This window comes from Nocardioides sp. (assembly GCF_029937575.1).
Classification (GTDB): domain Bacteria; phylum Actinomycetota; class Actinomycetes; order Propionibacteriales; family Nocardioidaceae; genus Nocardioides.
In genome coordinates this window covers 3036-19244 of sequence record NZ_JAPYPS010000071.1, presented here as the reverse complement: position 1 = coordinate 19244, position 16209 = coordinate 3036, and the positions used below count along the sequence as shown (strand labels likewise).

General features: G+C 69.9%; 13 protein-coding genes. 8 read left to right on the top strand and 5 right to left on the bottom strand.

Going from position 1 to position 16209, the window contains the following annotated elements:
* Positions 1-90: 90 nt before the first annotated feature.
* Positions 91-1374 carry a hydroxyacid-oxoacid transhydrogenase gene (locus Q1K33_RS17730; RefSeq protein WP_300406073.1) on the bottom strand — a complete coding sequence of 428 codons (1284 nt, stop codon included), beginning with the start codon at positions 1372-1374 and terminating at the stop codon, positions 91-93.
* Between the two features lie 262 nt (positions 1375-1636).
* On the opposite strand from Q1K33_RS17730, the gene Q1K33_RS17725 reads away from it, so the two are divergent.
* Genes Q1K33_RS17725 through Q1K33_RS17690 form a run of 8 tightly spaced genes read left to right on the top strand, consistent with a single transcriptional unit; the run spans position 1637 to position 12188 of the window.
* Positions 1637-1885: a hypothetical protein gene (locus Q1K33_RS17725; RefSeq protein ID WP_300406072.1), complete on the top strand. Its 249-nt coding sequence runs from the start codon at positions 1637-1639 to the stop codon at positions 1883-1885.
* Positions 1882-4002, top strand: coding sequence for a glycosyltransferase (locus Q1K33_RS17720; protein WP_300406071.1), 2121 nt, complete (start codon positions 1882-1884; stop codon positions 4000-4002). Before Q1K33_RS17725 ends, Q1K33_RS17720 begins: the two co-directional genes overlap by 4 nt.
* Positions 4003-4007: 5 nt before the next feature.
* Positions 4008-5891: a hypothetical protein gene (locus Q1K33_RS17715; RefSeq protein WP_300406070.1), complete on the top strand. Its 1884-nt coding sequence runs from the start codon at positions 4008-4010 to the stop codon at positions 5889-5891.
* Complete coding sequence (locus Q1K33_RS17710) at positions 5888-7192, top strand: hypothetical protein (protein WP_300406069.1); 1305 nt, start codon at positions 5888-5890, stop codon at positions 7190-7192. Before Q1K33_RS17715 ends, Q1K33_RS17710 begins: the two co-directional genes overlap by 4 nt.
* Entirely contained in the window at positions 7189-8430 is a 1242-nt protein-coding gene (locus tag Q1K33_RS17705) for a hypothetical protein (RefSeq protein ID WP_300406068.1), read from the top strand. The genes Q1K33_RS17710 and Q1K33_RS17705 overlap by 4 nt, the downstream gene beginning before the upstream one ends.
* Complete coding sequence (locus Q1K33_RS17700) at positions 8430-9950, top strand: substrate-binding domain-containing protein (RefSeq protein ID WP_300406067.1); 1521 nt, start codon at positions 8430-8432, stop codon at positions 9948-9950. Before Q1K33_RS17705 ends, Q1K33_RS17700 begins: the two co-directional genes overlap by 1 nt.
* On the top strand, positions 9947-11059 hold the full coding sequence (locus Q1K33_RS17695) for a hypothetical protein (RefSeq protein WP_300406066.1): 1113 nt from the start codon (positions 9947-9949) through the stop codon (positions 11057-11059). The genes Q1K33_RS17700 and Q1K33_RS17695 overlap by 4 nt, the downstream gene beginning before the upstream one ends.
* A gap of 31 nt (positions 11060-11090) precedes the next feature.
* Entirely contained in the window at positions 11091-12188 is a 1098-nt protein-coding gene (locus Q1K33_RS17690) for a hypothetical protein (protein ID WP_300406065.1), read from the top strand.
* Here Q1K33_RS17690 and Q1K33_RS17685 read toward each other — a convergent pair.
* From Q1K33_RS17685 to Q1K33_RS17670, 4 genes are read right to left on the bottom strand one after another with little or no spacing between them, the layout of a single operon-like run.
* Positions 12176-13075, bottom strand: coding sequence for an NUDIX domain-containing protein (locus Q1K33_RS17685; protein ID WP_300406064.1), 900 nt, complete (start codon positions 13073-13075; stop codon positions 12176-12178). The two genes, Q1K33_RS17690 and Q1K33_RS17685, sit on opposite strands and share 13 nt — an antisense overlap.
* 20 nt (positions 13076-13095) lie before the next feature.
* Positions 13096-13896 carry a lysophospholipid acyltransferase family protein gene (locus Q1K33_RS17680; RefSeq protein ID WP_300406063.1) on the bottom strand — a complete coding sequence of 267 codons (801 nt, stop codon included), beginning with the start codon at positions 13894-13896 and terminating at the stop codon, positions 13096-13098.
* Positions 13897-13909: 13 nt separating this feature from the next.
* Complete coding sequence (locus Q1K33_RS17675) at positions 13910-15157, bottom strand: geranylgeranyl reductase family protein (RefSeq protein ID WP_300406062.1); 1248 nt, start codon at positions 15155-15157, stop codon at positions 13910-13912.
* A 54-nt stretch (positions 15158-15211) separates the two neighbouring features.
* Positions 15212-16087: an alpha/beta hydrolase gene (locus tag Q1K33_RS17670; protein WP_300406061.1), complete on the bottom strand. Its 876-nt coding sequence runs from the start codon at positions 16085-16087 to the stop codon at positions 15212-15214.
* Positions 16088-16209 lie beyond the last annotated feature (122 nt).

Here is a 16209-nt window from a genome sequence, read left to right as displayed (position 1 = left end):
ACCACCAGGACCAACCCGGAAGGAGCAGGTCGGCTACGCGCGGCCCCACCCACGCCACATACGAGGGTCACGAGGGTCGGCGCCCGACGGTCACCAGTGCTCCATCGACCCCCGGAACACGCCGGCGAGGTCGTCCGGCGTCACCTCCTTGGGCGCGGTCGCGAGCAGTCGCTGCTGCTTGAGCGCACCCTCGACGAGATCGTCGACGTCGTGCTCGCCGAAGCCGACCTCGGCCAGTCCGTTGGGGATCGCGATGTCACTCATCAGCCGGGCCAGCACCCCGGGCAGCACGTCGGGGCCGTCGCCCCCGACGCCGGGCTCGAGCAGCCGCGCCGCGTGCAGGTGCCGCTCGGGCGAGGCGTCGAAGGTGAAGCGGAACGCCTCCGGCGCCGTGAGAGACACCGCCATCCCGTGCGGGACGATCGCTTCGTCGTCGGGATAGCCGACAGGGCGGTAGTCCCGCACCCGTCCCGCGATCGGGTAGGCGCCGGCGTGCGGGATGTGGACGCCCGCGTTCCCGAACCCCAGGCCCGCGAAGGTCGCCGCCAGGGCCATCTGCTCGCGGGCCTCGACGCTGGACCCCTCGCCCACGGCGGTGCGGAACGATCCGGCCAGCAGTGAGAGGGACTTCTCCGACCACATGTCGGCGACGGGGTTGGCTCCGCAGTAGGGCACCCGCTCCTCGGGCCGCTTGGCGTCGAAGTCGCCGAACCAGCGCGCTGTGTAGCTCTCGAGGGCGTGGCACAGGATGTCCATCCCGGCAGCGGCGGTGACCATCGCGGGCTGGCTCATGGTCAAGGACGGGTCGACGACCGCCAGCCGGGGGCGCAGGGCCACGTGGCTGATGCCGGTCTTGACCTTCAGCGACAGCACGTCGAGCACGCAGATGGTCGTGCTCTCGCTCCCGGTGCCGGTCGTGGTGGGGATCGCGACGAGCGGGAGCAGCGGCTCGACCGGCGGGCGTGCCTTGCCGACCGGGGCGTTGATGTAGTCCATCAGCTCGCCGGGGTTGGTGGTGAGCAGGTTGACGGCCTTGGCGGTGTCGATCGCCGAGCCGCCACCCACCGCGACGATGGCGTGGAAGGGGCCCTCGGCGCGAGCGAACTCGATGGCCTCGACCAACGACGCGTCGGTCGGCTCGACCCGGACGCCGTCGTACGTCGTGACGCTCAGCCCGTGCGTGGAGATCTCGCCGGCGATCCGCTCGGGGTGCCCGGTGGCCGCCACACCCGCGTCCGTGATCAGGAGCACACGCCCCTCGCCGCGGGCCACAGACGTCCCGACCAGGCCGACGAGGTCGTGGCCGACCTCGCTCGAGGCCCCCGACCCGAACTTCAAAGAAGGTGCTGAATAGGTGAAAACCGTCTCGCTCACCCGATCACTGTAGGAGACTGGGCGGGATCCACCTGATGGGGCAGCGCACACCCGTGTCACCGACAACGAGGGCCGCGCGCGACGAAGCGCACCTGAGCCCGAAATACGCGCAGGCATGCACCACAAACGGTTAACACGCATTGTTACCGCTTGCTTGTTGAACGGTGTATGTCGTCCATGACTTACTACTCGTAAGACAGCTCCAAGCACTGCCCACAGACATCGACCGGGCGATGCGGGAGACATCAGGGGGGATGTACACATGTCGGTTCAGACGTCTGCGTCGCGCCCGGCGGGCAAGTCCGTCGGCGCAGCCACACTCGGGCTCGTGGTGACACTGGCGATCTTCGTCGTCGTGTTCCTCGCGTTCCTCATCGCGCCGCTCATCCTGCTCGGCCTGGCCTTCGTGGCCTTCATGATCATGCGGCCGCGCTCCGAGAAGACCCGGTCCTCCGGCCCGGTCGCCTCGTCGGGCACGGCGGCACACGGATTCGGAGCAGGTACCCAGTGACCACGACCATCACCCGCTCGCTGCCGCGCCTGTCGGACGGCATCGACGAGAGCCTGGCGCACGCCATCCCGGAAGGCATCTGCCGCACCTTCCGCGTGATGCCGTACAGCTACCACGAGGGACACGTCCTCGTGGCCGCCGCGGACGCCGACGACTCGATCACCGAGCACGTCGTCTCCGAGCGGCTCGACCGTCCCGTCATCCTGGTCAAGCACACGGTCAACGAGATCATCGAGGTCATCAACGAGGCCTACCCGCCCGTCGAGGCCGAGGTCGAGACTCCCGAGGCCCGCCGGGCCCGGATGCAGATGGCCCAGATGCTCACCCGCAGCGGCCTGGTCACCAGCGAGCAGCTGCAGCGCGCGATGCTGGAGTACTCCCGCACCGGCGACCCGCTCGGCGACATCCTCGTCTCCCACGAGTCGATCTCCGAGGACGTGCTCGTCGCGGCGCTCTCCGAGATGCACCAGATGCAGCGCGTCGGTCTGGCCGACTTCGAGCCCGACTACGACATCTCGCGCCGGCTCCCCGAGCCGCTCGCGCGCCGGCTGCAGGCGATCCCCGTCGCGGAGAGCGACGACACGCTGCTCATCGCGGTCGCGCGTCCGCTGAGCGCCGACGACGCCGCCGACGTCGAGGAGGCCGTCGGCCAGCCGATCCGCCAGCTCCTCGCCAACCGCGCCGACCTCGACCAGCTGATCCAGCGGGTCCACAGCAGCTTCTACGCCGACGTCTCCACCCAGTACCTCATGGAGAACTACCCCGAGCAGTCCGCCCACGTGGTCTTCTCGCCGGTCCAGAAGGCCGTGTTCATCATGGCCGCGGTGATCATCGTGATCTGCGCCGTCATCTGGCCGGTCGGTACGGCGATCGGACTGGTCGGCGTCGCGAGCGCGGTCTACTTCGTCGTCTCGGTCTACAAGTTCCGCCTCACCCTGCGCGCCCTGGGCACGCACCTCGAGACCGACGTCACCGACGAGGAGATCGCCGCCCTCGACGAGCGCCACCTGCCGATCTACACGATCCTGGTGCCGCTCTACAAGGAGGCCGGCATCGTGCCGCGCCTGGTGCGCGACATCAACGCCCTCGACTACCCGCGGACCCGGCTGGACGTCAAGCTCCTCTGCGAGGAGGACGACCTCGAGACGATCGACAAGATCCGCGAGCTCGCGCTGCCGCCGCACTTCCACCTGGTGGTCGTGCCGGACAGCCAGCCGAAGACCAAGCCCAAGGCCTGCAACTACGGCCTGCAGCTGTCCACCGGCGCTTTCTGCGTCATCTTCGACGCCGAGGACCGGCCCGACCCCGACCAGCTGAAGAAGGCGCTCATCGCCTTCGACGCCGTGCCGGACAACGTGGTGTGCATGCAGGGCAAGCTCAACCACTTCAACCAGGACCAGAACATGCTGACCTCCTGGTTCGCCAACGAGTACTCCATGCACTTCGAGCTGATCCTGCCCGCCATGGGCGCCTCGGAGTCGCCGATCCCGCTCGGCGGCACGTCCAACCACTTCAAGACCCAGACCCTGCGCGAGCTCGGCGCCTGGGACCCCTTCAACGTCACCGAGGACGCCGACCTCGGCATGCGGCTGCACCGCGAGGGCTACCGCACCGCCATGATCGACTCCACGACGCTGGAGGAGGCCAACTCCAACGTCGGCAACTGGATCCGCCAGCGCTCGCGCTGGAACAAGGGCTACTTCCAGACGTGGCTGGTGCACATGCGCCACCCGCTCCAGCTGCTGCGCCAGACCGGCTTCAAGGGCTTCGTCAGCTTCAACCTGACGATGGGCTCTGCCTTCGTCCTGCTGATGAACCCCATCTTCTGGGCGCTGACCACGATCTACGTGCTCACCCAGTGGGGCTTCATCGAGTCGATCTTCCCGAGCCTGGTCTTCTACGCCGCGAGCCTCATGCTCTTCGTCGGCAACTTCATCTTCATCTACCTCAACGTGGCCGGGAGCCTGCAACGCGGTGAATTCGGGCTGACCCGCACGGCGATGCTCTCCCCGCTCTACTGGGGCCTGATGAGCTACGCCGCATGGAAGGGCTTCATCCAGCTCTTCACCAACCCCTTCTACTGGGAAAAGACCGAGCACGGTCTGGACGAGGGCTGATCCGCATGACGACCGACACCACTACCAAGATCGTCAGCAATCGGGAGCGGCTTTCGGGCATCGTCCAGGCAGTCGGTCGCCGTCCCGCTGACATCGAGCGCCGCTGGTGGGAGAGCACCGCGGTCTTCGTGATCTTCACCGTCTTCTACGCCATCGTGGGCTACTGGCTCGTGGTCCAGATGCACGTCGTGGGCTTCGAGACCCTCGACCGCTTCGACCGCAGCCTGATGATCTTCCACAACGAGCCGCCCAAGCTGTCCTCGGTCGGCTTCGACTACCCGCCGCTGTCGATCCTCCTGGTCACGCCGTTCACGGTGATCCCGGCGCTCGCCCGGTCCTTGATCGTCGTCCCCGTGGTCTCGGCGATCTTCGCCGGCCTCACGATGATGTTCCTCAACACGATGATGCGCCGGGCCCAGATCGTCTTCCCGCTGCGGGCGGCGGTGCTGGCCACGCTCGGCCTCAACCCGCTCGTGGTCATGTACGCCTCGATCGGTGCCCGCAACTTCATGTGGCTCGCCTTCGTGCTCGCCGCCCTGGGCGCCCTGTTCGCCTGGTACGTCACCGCCGACATCCGGTTCGTGATGATCGCCGGACTCAGCTACTCGGTCGCCGCGCTCACCGGCTACGGCTCGCTGGTGTGGTTCCTGATCAGCCTGATCATGGTGGCCGCCATCCTGGCTCGTCTCGGCGCCGACGGCCGCGAGGTCGAGGGCACCACGGTCGGCTTCGCAGCCCCGACGGTCTACGTCATCGCCCTCTGGTCGGCCTTCAACCTGATCCTGCTCTCCGACCCCTTCAACTGGGTGACCGAGAGCAGCGACGTGGCCTCCTCCGGCGGCCTGGACGACTTCTCCTTCACCGAGATCCTGCGCGGCACCTTCGACCTGGTCGTCTACGGCGCCCCGATCGCCATCGTGGTGCTCCCGGCGCTGATCTTCGCCGGCATCGCGCGGCGCAACGGCTTCGCGCTGTGGCTCGGACTGATGCTGGCGGTCTCGATGCTCGCTCCCGGCCTCGCGGTCGCCCTGCGCGTGACCGACTCGCCGCTGCTGATGAGCAACGCGCTGCCGATCCTGCTCGTCTCCGTGGTCGGCGCCATCTGGCTGGCCCGCTCGGCGATGTCCAGCGGCTTCATCGTCGCCGGGGCCCTGGCCGCCGGTCTGCTCGTCAGCATCCCGTGGACGTTCAGCTCGATGAGCGACTTCAAGCAGCAGAGCCTCGAGCGCGCCTTCCACGACGCCGTCTCGACCGGTGACAACCAGGAGGGTGCGCGCACCCTCGACGGGTCGATCGTCGGCTACGACAACGAGCTCGACATGGCCAACTACATCCGCGACAACATCACCGACCAGGACTCGATCCTCACCGACAACGCCTCGACGTACGCCGTCATCCTGCTGACCGGCTCGCCGAGCACGTTCTTCGACCGGGTCGACCAGTCCGACGGCCCGTGGGGACGCGCGGCCCGCAACCCGGCCGCTCACGTCGAGTACATGCTGCTGTCGACCAACACGAGCAACGACCTGCTGAGCACCTTGTACCCGGAGGCCGCCGCGGGCGGGGACCGCTCGCTCGAGCCGGTCTACGCCAACCGGCGCTACACCCTGGTCCAGGTGCCCAACGGCTACCAGTTCGGCGACGACTCGGTCCGCACCGGCGTCGACGCGAACGGTGACGGCGTCATCTCGGACGACGAGTTGACCCTGGACCCCGACGCGGACACCTCGACCGGCACGACGGGCTCGGGCAGCACCTCCACCGACGGCGAGACCGAGGGCAGCCCCGACGTGCAGGGCGGCTACGACGGCATCGAGGGCGAAGAGGGTTCGCCCCTGACGTCCGACGCGGACGAGAGCACCGACACCGATTCCGGGACCTCCCCGTGATCGAGCAGAAGCCCTCCTCGATCGGCGAGGCGCCCTCGCTCGACGACATCGCCTCGTCGTCCGACGACGACCGGGTGGGTCAGGTCGACTTCTCGGCGCAGCTCGGCGCCGAGGAGCGTTCGGCCGACGAGGCCACGGCCGGCAGCGTGTCGCTGACCAGGAGTGCCGGTGAGCACGACGCCGAGATCGAGCCGGACGTCGACGGACCGGCCGAGGCGCCGGAGCAGCGCTCGGCACCGCTGATCCTGCCGCCGGCCAAGGTGGACGAGGCGCTGGCGGCCGAGGCCGCCCGCATCCGCCGAGAGGTCGCCGAGGCGCGCGGCGAGACCGTTGCGCAGGAGATCGAGGAGCCCGACGGCTCCGACGATCTCCAGGAGCCCCAGGAGCCCCAGGAGCCCCAGGCGGTGACCGAGCAGGTCGACCAGGACGTCGCGGCTCCCGTGGACGCCGTCGATGCTCATGTCGACTCCGAGCCCGGCCACCAGGACAGCGAGGCGCCGGCTCCCACCGGCGTCGCCGACCTGGAGACCCACGACGCCGTCGACTCCGTCGAGCAGACCGAGTCCGCGCCCGCAGCCCGCCCGCGCTTCCGCCGTACCAAGCCCGAGCCGGTCGCTCCCCCGGCCCCGGAGCCCGCCGCTGCGCCGGTCAGCGAGCGTCTGCAGATCCAGGACGTCGCCTCCCTCGACGAGATCGCCGAGGAGGTGGCGGCCGCCGAGGCCGCTGCCGAGGAGGCCGCGGCTCGTGCCGAGGCTCGCGCGGACAGCCTGCGTCGTCAGTCCGAGGAGGCGGCCGCATCCGAGCTGGAGGCCGCCTCGGCCGCCTCCCTGGCCGCCGGACCAGTCGAGGACGTCGACGACCTGCTCGGGGACGACGCCGACGACCTGCTGCCGCCGGCGCACGTGAGCCACGACCAGGGGGGCATCGACGCCCTCGACGCCGACGACGAGCTGGCCGTCGACCAGTCCGTGGCCGACGTGGCGGCCTCCGTGATCGCCTCGATGCAGGCGATCGGTGAGGCCAACGAACGTCACCTCGAGGCGGTCGAGCTCGAGGCCGCGCGCCGGTGCGAGCTGTTGACCGCCCAGGCCGAGCTCGATGCCGAGCTCATCCGACTCCACGCACGTCGCGAGGCGCACGCCATCATCTCGGCGGCCCGGATGCGGGCCGGCGAGGACCTGACGCCGGTCGAGACCGACCAGCTGAGCGAGATCGGCGAGACGTTCTCTCGTTTCGCCGAGTCCATCGAGACGACCATCGCCCCCGGGCCGGCGTCTCCCGACACCACTCGGAAGTCATGACCGTGAACACGAACCGACTCACCCAGACCCGTGGGCGCCGTCGCGGTGCCGCGTTCCTGGCCGCCGCCTCGATCCTGATCGTCGCCGGCTGTGGCAGCAGCGACGACGGTGACACCACCGCCGACGGGGATGCTCCCGAGGCCTCGCCCAGCGCCACCGCGTCGCCGACCGACGCTCCGAGCGCGGAGCCGACCACCGTCCCGGGCGCCGGAGTCACCGGCGTGACCGAGAACGCTCGCCTGCTGCCGCAGGAGAGCGTCTTCAGCGTGCTCTCTCCCTGGAACACGCTGGCCACCGGGCGGGGGATCCACCCCCGCTCGGAAGGACTGCTGGAGCAGGCCAAGATCAAGGTCGGTGTCGACCTGAACGGAAACCCTGCCCGCGAGGTCGTCGACGAGGGTGCCTACATCAACACCCGCGCCTGGACCGGCCCCGTCGTCGCCGACGGCGACCCCACGATCGTGCGCTGCCGCCAGGTCCAGTGCGGCGACGGCACCGAGGACATCACCCTCACCATCCCCGACGACGTCGACCCGGACCCTCGCTACGACGGCTGGTACACCGTCTTCGACACCGACGACCAGAAGGCCTACGACCTGTGGCGTGCGCGCCGCGAGGACGACGGCTCGATCAGCTACCAGTTCATGCGGCAGTGGGACCTCAACGGCCCCGGCTTCCAGAAGCCGTACGTCGTCAGCGCGCGCGGCTCCGGCCTGCCGCTGTTCGGGGGCCTGATCCGCTCGGGTGAGCTCGAGCGCGGCGAGGTCAACCACGCGCTGGCGATCAGCGTGCCCGGCGCCGCGGCCGGCTCCTTCATCCAGCCCGCGTCCTCCACCGACGGCAACGGCCCGGTCAACTCGCTGCCCGAGGGCGCTCGGATCTTCCTGAAGTCCGACTTCCAGCTCCAGCGCCCCGTCGACCAGGACACGGGTCGCCCCTACAAGTGGACAGCGCGCCAGCAGAAGTACGCCCGCTACCTCATCGAGACGCTCAAGACCTACGGCGCGATCGTCGTCGACCGCGCCGCGGTCCCGACGTTCTACTTCGAGCGCATCGAGGACAACGAGCGCACGCCGCTGCTGCGCGGCTACGAGCTCAACAGCATCGGGCTCGAGGACTTCAACGTGGTCGCCTTCGACGGCGACGACCGGATCCAGTACCCGCCGGCCGACGAGACGGTGGACTCCACCGACCTCGAGGGCCAGGCGCCCGTGCTCACGCAAGGAGTGTCGAACTGATGCGCACCCACACCCACGCTCGACGCACCCTCGTCGCCGCGCTGACGCTGGCCACCGGGCTCACGCTCGCTGCCTGCGGCAGCGACGACGGCGACTCCGCCGGCGACAACCAGGACTCGGGTGTCTCCTCGATCAACGAGAGCGACCGCGAGGCCGGCGACGCCTCCGCCACGAACGACGGCGACGAACCGGTCACGACCGAGGACGGCACCGTCCTCGTGGGCACGCTCCCCGACCCCGAGCCCGGCCTGATCCGGATCGACGGCGCCGAGGGCACCCTCACGCCGCGGGCCAACTCGGCGTACCTCGCCGAGAGCGGCAACCGGATCAACCAGACGTTCACCGGGGAGTCCCGGGCCTTCCAGCGCCTGTGTGTGGGCGAGATCGACCTCGTCGACTCCGCCCGCCCGATCTCCCCCGCCGAGTGGGAGCAGTGCCAGGCCCAGGGACTGGACATCGTCCAGTTCCAGGTCGCGGCCGACGCTCTCGTCCTGGCGATCAAGAACGAGACCGACGTGGGCGGTGACTGCCTCAACACCAACCAGGTCAACGAGATCTTCCGCGTCGGCAGCACCGTCAACAACTGGTCGCAGCTCGGCACCAACTTCGACGACGTCCCGCTACGCACCGGTGGGCCGGACATCGACACCGGTGAGCTGCGCTTCTTCGGCCGGTACATCCTCAACTCGCCCGAGCCCAGCCTGAGCAACTTCGCGGGCAGCTACCGCGTCTTCCAGGACGAGGACGACACCCGGATCTTCGTGGTCGGATCAGCCACCGACCAGCTGCGCACCAAGTTCCTGCCCAAGGTGGAGCCGCGCCGTGAGCGCTTCCGCCTCCAGCTGCAGCAGGCCCTGCGCGTGCTGGCCGACACCCGGGCCGAGGTCAAGGTCGCGGTCGCCGAGCAGAAGAAGGGCATCCGCGACGAGCGGACGCCGGCCGCCCGTGCCGCCGACGACGAGCGGGTCCGCGTGGCCTACGCCGCCCGCGGTGAGGCCGTCACCGAGGTCAACCGGATCCGCGCGATCTACACGCCGCTCAACAAGCGCTACCTGACGTTGAAGGCCGCCCAGGCCCGTGTCGACGCGACCAACGGTCGCCTCGGCATCTTCCGCCAGAGCTACTACGCGGTCTACGAGAACCTGCTGCGCCCCTTCGAGATCGAGGTGGCCGACGGCGACGGGCAGATGAACTGCATCTTCCCGAGCCCGCAGACCATCGTCAACGGCCAGTATCCGCTCTCGCGGCAGCTGCTGATCACCACGACGACCCGGGCCCTGAAGCGTCCGGAGACCTCGGACTACCTGAAGTTCTACCTCCAGAACTCGCGCACCTTCGCCGACAACGAGCAGGCCATCTCGCTGCCCGGCAAGGACATCCAGACCCAGGTCGCGTGGATCGACACCAAGGACTACCCCAACTTCGCCTCCGTCGACGGGGGTCCCGTCGAGGTGCAGGAGGGCTCCATGGCAGGCGATCCCGAGACGGCGCCGCCACCCGTGGAGAACCCCGCGCGATGACGCGTGCCTCTCGGGCTCGTCGATCCACGGTCGCCCTGCTCACTGCCGTCGCCCTGACCACCGTTCTCGCGGTGGTCGGGGCTCCGGCCGTCTCGGCGCAGTCCGTGGGTGCGAACGGCGACCCGACCGGCGACGCAGGCCGGCTGGCCGGACCTGGCGCCGAGCCGACGATGCGCGCGAGCAGCGCCACCCCAGGGACCCGCACCAAGCGCCTGACCCTGGAGTGGAAGGGCAAGACCAAGAAGAAGCGCTACACCCGTCGTACCAAGATCCCGGGAATCGGCCGCCTCGAGCTGCGCTGCCAGCCCAAGAAGGTGCACATCAGCCTGCGGGCTGGCCAGCGCGACAACGAAACCCAGCTGTGGATGGCCAAGTACGAGGACAAGAGCTACGGGCGTGCCGTGGCGGTCAAGACCGTGCGCATCTACAAGTACGCCCATGCTCGTGACAACGGCGACGGCGGCACCGGCAACCCCCAGCGCGAGGGTCTCAACCAGGGCAACGGCGTCAACGGTGTGGAGAACTACGGCAAGGGCTACGGGCACGGCATCATCAGCCAGCGCGGCTCGCGCAACACCCCGGTCGGCGACGACGCGCTCGAGCCGGTGACGACGTTCGACGTCAACTGGTACTGGAACGACTTCGACTACCCCGTGCGCTTCCGCTACTGCAAGATCGACATGAGGCTGGTCACCACCTTCAGCCCGCGTCTCGGCCTGAACTGGCACGGCGACGCCGACGCACAGGGCAACACCTACCAACGGACCCGGGTGCCCGCGATCGGCCACGTGCAGCTGCGCTGCAACCCCGGTCGACGAGGCAACAAGCTGGTCAGCTTCATCCCGAGGAAGAACCGGACCCAGGTCTACGTCGAGACCGTCCAGGCCGAGGGCCGGGTCGAGGATCAGGTCCGCACCCGTAACCTGAAACGGGACCGGGAGACCGGCAAGATCGGCCCGATCAAGATCCCCAGTAACGGGATCATGAGGTTCTACGTCGACAAGGGCAAGAAGACCGTGCCGTTCATCCTGTCCTCCTACCAGAAGACCAACGACCCCAGGGGCCAGCGCAACACGTGCGAGCTAGCGATGGGACAGTTTCCCCAGTGAGTGACCGGTGAGGGCAGCAGTGAGTGGATCGATGACGCGGGCCAAGGGCCGCGCGGCGCTCCTCGGCGTCGCGTTGGTGGCCTCGGCCGTGCTGTCCGTGGTGCCCGCGACCTCGGGGGCCTCGGCCGTGGCCGCGTCCGGCTCGGCTCTCTCCGCCGCGCCGACCAAGGGCCCCGTGGTCGCCGCCAGGAAGAGCAAGCGCACCGACAACACCCAGGTCCAGAAGGTCAAGGTCAAGTGGAAGGGCTCGCGCAAGAAGAAGCCGACCTACCAGAAGACTGCGGTGATCCCTGGCATCGGTGACCTCGACCTGGTCTGCCGGCCCAACAAGACGATGATCCGGCTCTACACCGCCGACCGGTCGCTCGAGACCCAGATGTGGTTGCAGAAGTACGAGACGAAGAACAGCCGCTACGTCGTGTCGGTCAAGACGCCCCGCGTCTACACCTACGCGCACGCCGACGACAACGGCAAGGGCGGCACCGGGTTCTACACCCACGAGGGGCTCAACCAGGAGCCCGGCATCGAGAACCGGTCCCAGGACGGCTACATGTACGGGGTCATCAGCCAGCGACCCGGCCGCCAGCAGTCCGGCACCGCGCTCGACCCGCTGCGCCCGGTGACCACGTTCGAGCTGAAGTGGAACTGGAACGGCTTCGACTACGACCAGAAGTACCGCTCCTGCAAGATCAAGGGCGTCTTCACCACCCAGTTCCCCGACGAGGCTCGCACCACCCTGACGTGGCGTGGCGACGACGACACCGCGCCGACACAGGTGACCGGCAAGATCCCCGGCATCGGCTGGCTGACCATGACGTGCCCGCACGACCTGGCTCAGGACCCCACCGTCTCGATCGACCCCTACTCCGCCAACGCCTCGCTCTACATCGAGGACGTCGAGGGCGAGGGGCTGGTCGAGAACCAGCGGGTCGAGACCTCCCTGCCGTACGACGCGGAGACCGGCCTGCTCGGGCCCTATCCACTTCCTGAGAACGGCACCCTGCGGATGCAGGCGCAGAACAAGGACAACGACAGCTGGATCATGCTGTCGTCGTACTACGTGCGCAACGACGACAAGCGCCCGCAGCGCAACCTCTGCGAGCAGGCGGCCGGCTACTACAACCGCTGATCGGCTTGAGGCCGTCGGGCCAGGGCGTCGCGGACCAGGTCGAGCACCTCGACCGTGCCGTCCTCGATCTGGGACAGCGGCACCCAGGCGACGGCGTCGGTCGTCCCGTCCTGCTCGGCCAGCGTCGCCTCGGAGCCGCTCGGCACGGCCGCGGCGTAGACGATCCCGATGGAGTGGAACTCCTCGTCGCGCCCGGAGGGGGCGGTGCCGTGCACCGCCACGTCGCCCACGGTGAGGAGCTCGCCGACGACGGCGTCCAGGCCGGTCTCCTCGCGCACCTCACGCACGAGAGCGTCCACGGGGGCCTCCCCCTGCTCGACGCCCCCACCCGGCAACGACCAGAGCCCGGTGTGGAAGCCCTGCGCCGAGATCCGGGTCAGCAGCACCGCCGGGTCCGGACCGTCGCGGGTGACCAACGCGTAGGACGCCACTCGCTGGAAGGGGTGCGGGCGGTACCCGACCAGCGCTTCCCTGACCAGGGAGACGGTGGGGAGCGAACCGCCGACGACGGCCGCGACGGGGTGCCAGGCAGCCTCGATGGTGGAGCCGTCCACCTCCACCACGTGGGGCTCCGGGGAGTCGAGCGGCACCCAGCCGTCGTAGACGATGCGCAACGAGTGGGCGTCGACGCGGCGCCCACGGCGCCAGGTGTCGGGCAGGTGCAGCGAGAACGTCCGAGCCGTCTCGCCGATCGTCACCGACAGCCCCGTCTCCTCGTGCACCTCGCGGACCACGGCGTCGCGGGGGTCCTCACCGTGGTCCAGACCGCCACCGGGAAGGGTCCAGAGCTCCTGGCGCGAGACCTTCGGCGCCAGCCGGCTGAGCAGGATCAGGTCGTCGCGGACGATGACGGCGTACGCCCCCACCCGCTGCACCTGTTGAGCCATGCCCCCAACGCTATCCAACGCTACTGAGTCGGCCCCCACGTCGGGGTCACCGCACTGCCCGGCATCCGGTCCAGCCCGAAGGAGGCGGTGCGGTCGAGCGCGTCACCGCCCAGGTGGCGGGGATACCAGGGGGCGTACTCACCGGGTCTCGGTCGATGCTCCGGCAGCCGCTGCAGCTCCTCCTGGACGGCGTGCAGCCGCTCCCCCAGCAGGCGGGTCGTGGCGACCAGGTCGGCGTCGGCAGCGACGTGAATCGGTTCCCCGACCCGGACGTCGATCATGCGCCCCCGCGTGATGACGGGGCGCGGGAAGGGTGCGTCGAGCGACCGCTTCTGGCCCCAGAGGCGGTTGCCTCCCCAGACGTTGACCGGGAGCAGCGGCGCGCCCGTCTCGCGGGCCAGCGCCACCGCACCCGGCATCAGCGAGCGCACGACGTACGCCGCCGAGATGCCCGCCTCGGGGAAGACGCAGACGACCTGGTCGTCGGTCAGCAGGTGCCGGGCCCGGAGGTAGGCGGCCGCCGGTGCCTCACGGTCGACCGGCACGTGCCGCATCGCGTCCATGGCCCGGCCCACTGCCGGGTTGCCCCACACGTCACCGCGACTCAAGAACCTCACGAGCCTCCCGGTGGGGAGCAGCGCCTCACCCACGAACAGGAAGTCCGGGAAGGAGACGTGGGTGCTGGCGAGCACCACCGGTCCTGAGCGCGGGAGGTGCTCGGCGCCACGGGAGCGGACGGTGAGACCGATCGAGGCGAAGGCCACCTTCCCGGCTGCGATCGCGCCCAGGTAGACCGGCTCGCGCGCCGCTGCGAGCTTCACGCGAGGTCGCGCATCAGGAGAACGGCGGTCGGTGGTCCCGGGCGAGCGAACGACGACCCGCCCAGCGCCACACCCGCGCGGAGCGGTCCCGGTCCTCTTCGGTGACCAGGTTGCCCATCCAGCGCAGCGCCAGGGTCATCAGCAGGTCCGAGCGCATGCCCACCGGGCCCAGGGCAGGCAGCAGCTTGGGCACCGTCACGAGACCGGCCAGGCGACGGGCGATCGAGAACGACTCGCCGTAGTGGCGACGGAGCAGCGCCGGCCAGGCGGAGCCCAACAGGCCGTCCTCGCCCCGCTCGACCAGCATCTCGACCAGCATCCGGCCCGTCTCGAGGCCGTAGTCGATGCCCTCACCGTTGAGCGGGTTGACGCAGCCCGCGGCGTCGCCGATGAGCGCCCAGTTGGGGCCGGCCACGTTGCTGACCGCCCCGCCCATGGGCAGCAGCGCCGACGTGGGCGCCCTCAGGTCGCCGGAGAGCGCGAACTCCTCCCGGCGCTGGTCGGCGTAGAAGGACATCAGGGGCTTGATCGCGATGTTGGCCGGGCGCGTGGCGGTGGCGAGGGTCCCGACGCCGACGTTCACCTCACCGGTACCGAGGGGGAAGATCCAGCCGTAGCCCGAGAGGATCTCGCCATCCTCACCGCGGAGCTCGAGGTGGGAGCTGATCCAGGGGTCGTCCGAGCGCTCGGACGCGATGTAGGACCGGCCCGCGACGCCGTAGACCGTGTCCCGGTGCCACTCGCGGCCCAGGACCTTGCCGAGCGGCGAACGGACCCCGTCGGCCACCACGAGGCGGCGGCACGCGATCTCGAAGGTCTCCTCGCCCTGGCGGAAGAGCACCGCGGCAACCCGCTCGCCGTCGCGTCGTACGTCGATCGCTCGGGCGCCGTCAACGGCCGCGGCACCGCTCTTGATGGCGGTGTCGCGCAGGTGGTCGTCGAGCTCGGTGCGAGCCACCGCACTTCCCCAGTCGGGCAGGGAGCCGCCCGGCCAACGCAGGTGCAGCGTCTGGCCGAAGCCGTGGGCGCGCAGGCCCCGGTTGACGGTGTGGGCCCGCAGCCAGTCCTCCAGCCCCAGCCGGGTGAGCTCCTCGACCGCGCGTGGCGTCAGACCGTCGCCGCAGGTCTTGTCGCGCGGGAACACCGCGGCATCGGCCAGCACGACGTCGAGGCCGGCCCGCGCCGCCCAGGCCGCGGCCGCGGAACCGGCCGGTCCCGCACCGACCACCAGGACGTCGGTGGCTGCCGGGCGTGAAGTCATGCCCGCATTCTCTCAGTGTCCGCCCCACTCCGCCGGGTGAGGGTGGACCTCGGCTCAGCTGAGCAACTGAACCGCTTGCAGGAAGGCCACCTGGTCCGCCGCGATCGCGTGCTGCGCCCCGCCCAGGAACGGCGTCCAGTGGTCGTGCTCGGCGTAGTGCGCCACGCTCGACGCCGGCGCCAGGCGCGCGGCCCGCTCGATCGACGGACCGTGCACGCTGATGTCGCGGTCCCCGATCCCGAACCACACCGGGCACGACAGCGCGCCCGCTTGCCGGTAGGGCCGGTGCGTCACGATCGAGGCGAACAGTGCGGGCGACACCTCGTTGCGCCACGGCGACCCCTCCGGGACCACGGCGGAGAAGCCCGCGGCCTCACCCTCGAGCGCCATGGCACCCAGGTGTCCCGGCTCGGCGGTCACCGGGATGGTGACCTCGGACCCGGCCAACGCGCGCACCGCGAGGCCAGCGATCCGAGCCGTCGTGGCGGGCCGTCCCGACAGTGCCCTCCGCAACCCGTCGAGGAAGGGCGCCAGCGCAAGGACGGCGTCGATCGACGGGTCCGCCAACGCCGTCTGCAGCGCGTGCCCACCGCTCATCGAGAAGCCCCACAGCACCACGTGGCGAGCACCGTGGCCGCGTACGTGATCAACTGCCTGTCGCCAGTCCTCGCGCTGCTCCCCCAGCCGCACCCGCTGCCGCGGCGTCCCGCCGGAGTCCCCGAGGAACCGGTGGTCGAAGACCAGCACGTCCGCCCCTGCCGCGGCAAACGCCTCCGCGAACGGCGCCAACCCGTCGTGGCGCGTCAAGGAGAACCCGTGCGCCATCACCACCCACGTCCCCGAGGCCACCCCCACAGGCGGGTAGTGCCAAGCAGCCACCCGATCACCGCCCGACTCGAAGTCCAGGTCACGACGCTCCACACCACTCATGATCCCAACCTAGAGCGAGTTGGGCCCGCAGGGGCGCTTCACCGGCCCCGTCGGCCCGCCAGGGCCCGAACTGGCGGGAAATGGCGGGAACCCCCGCCCGAAGGGCGGGGGTTCCTCACACG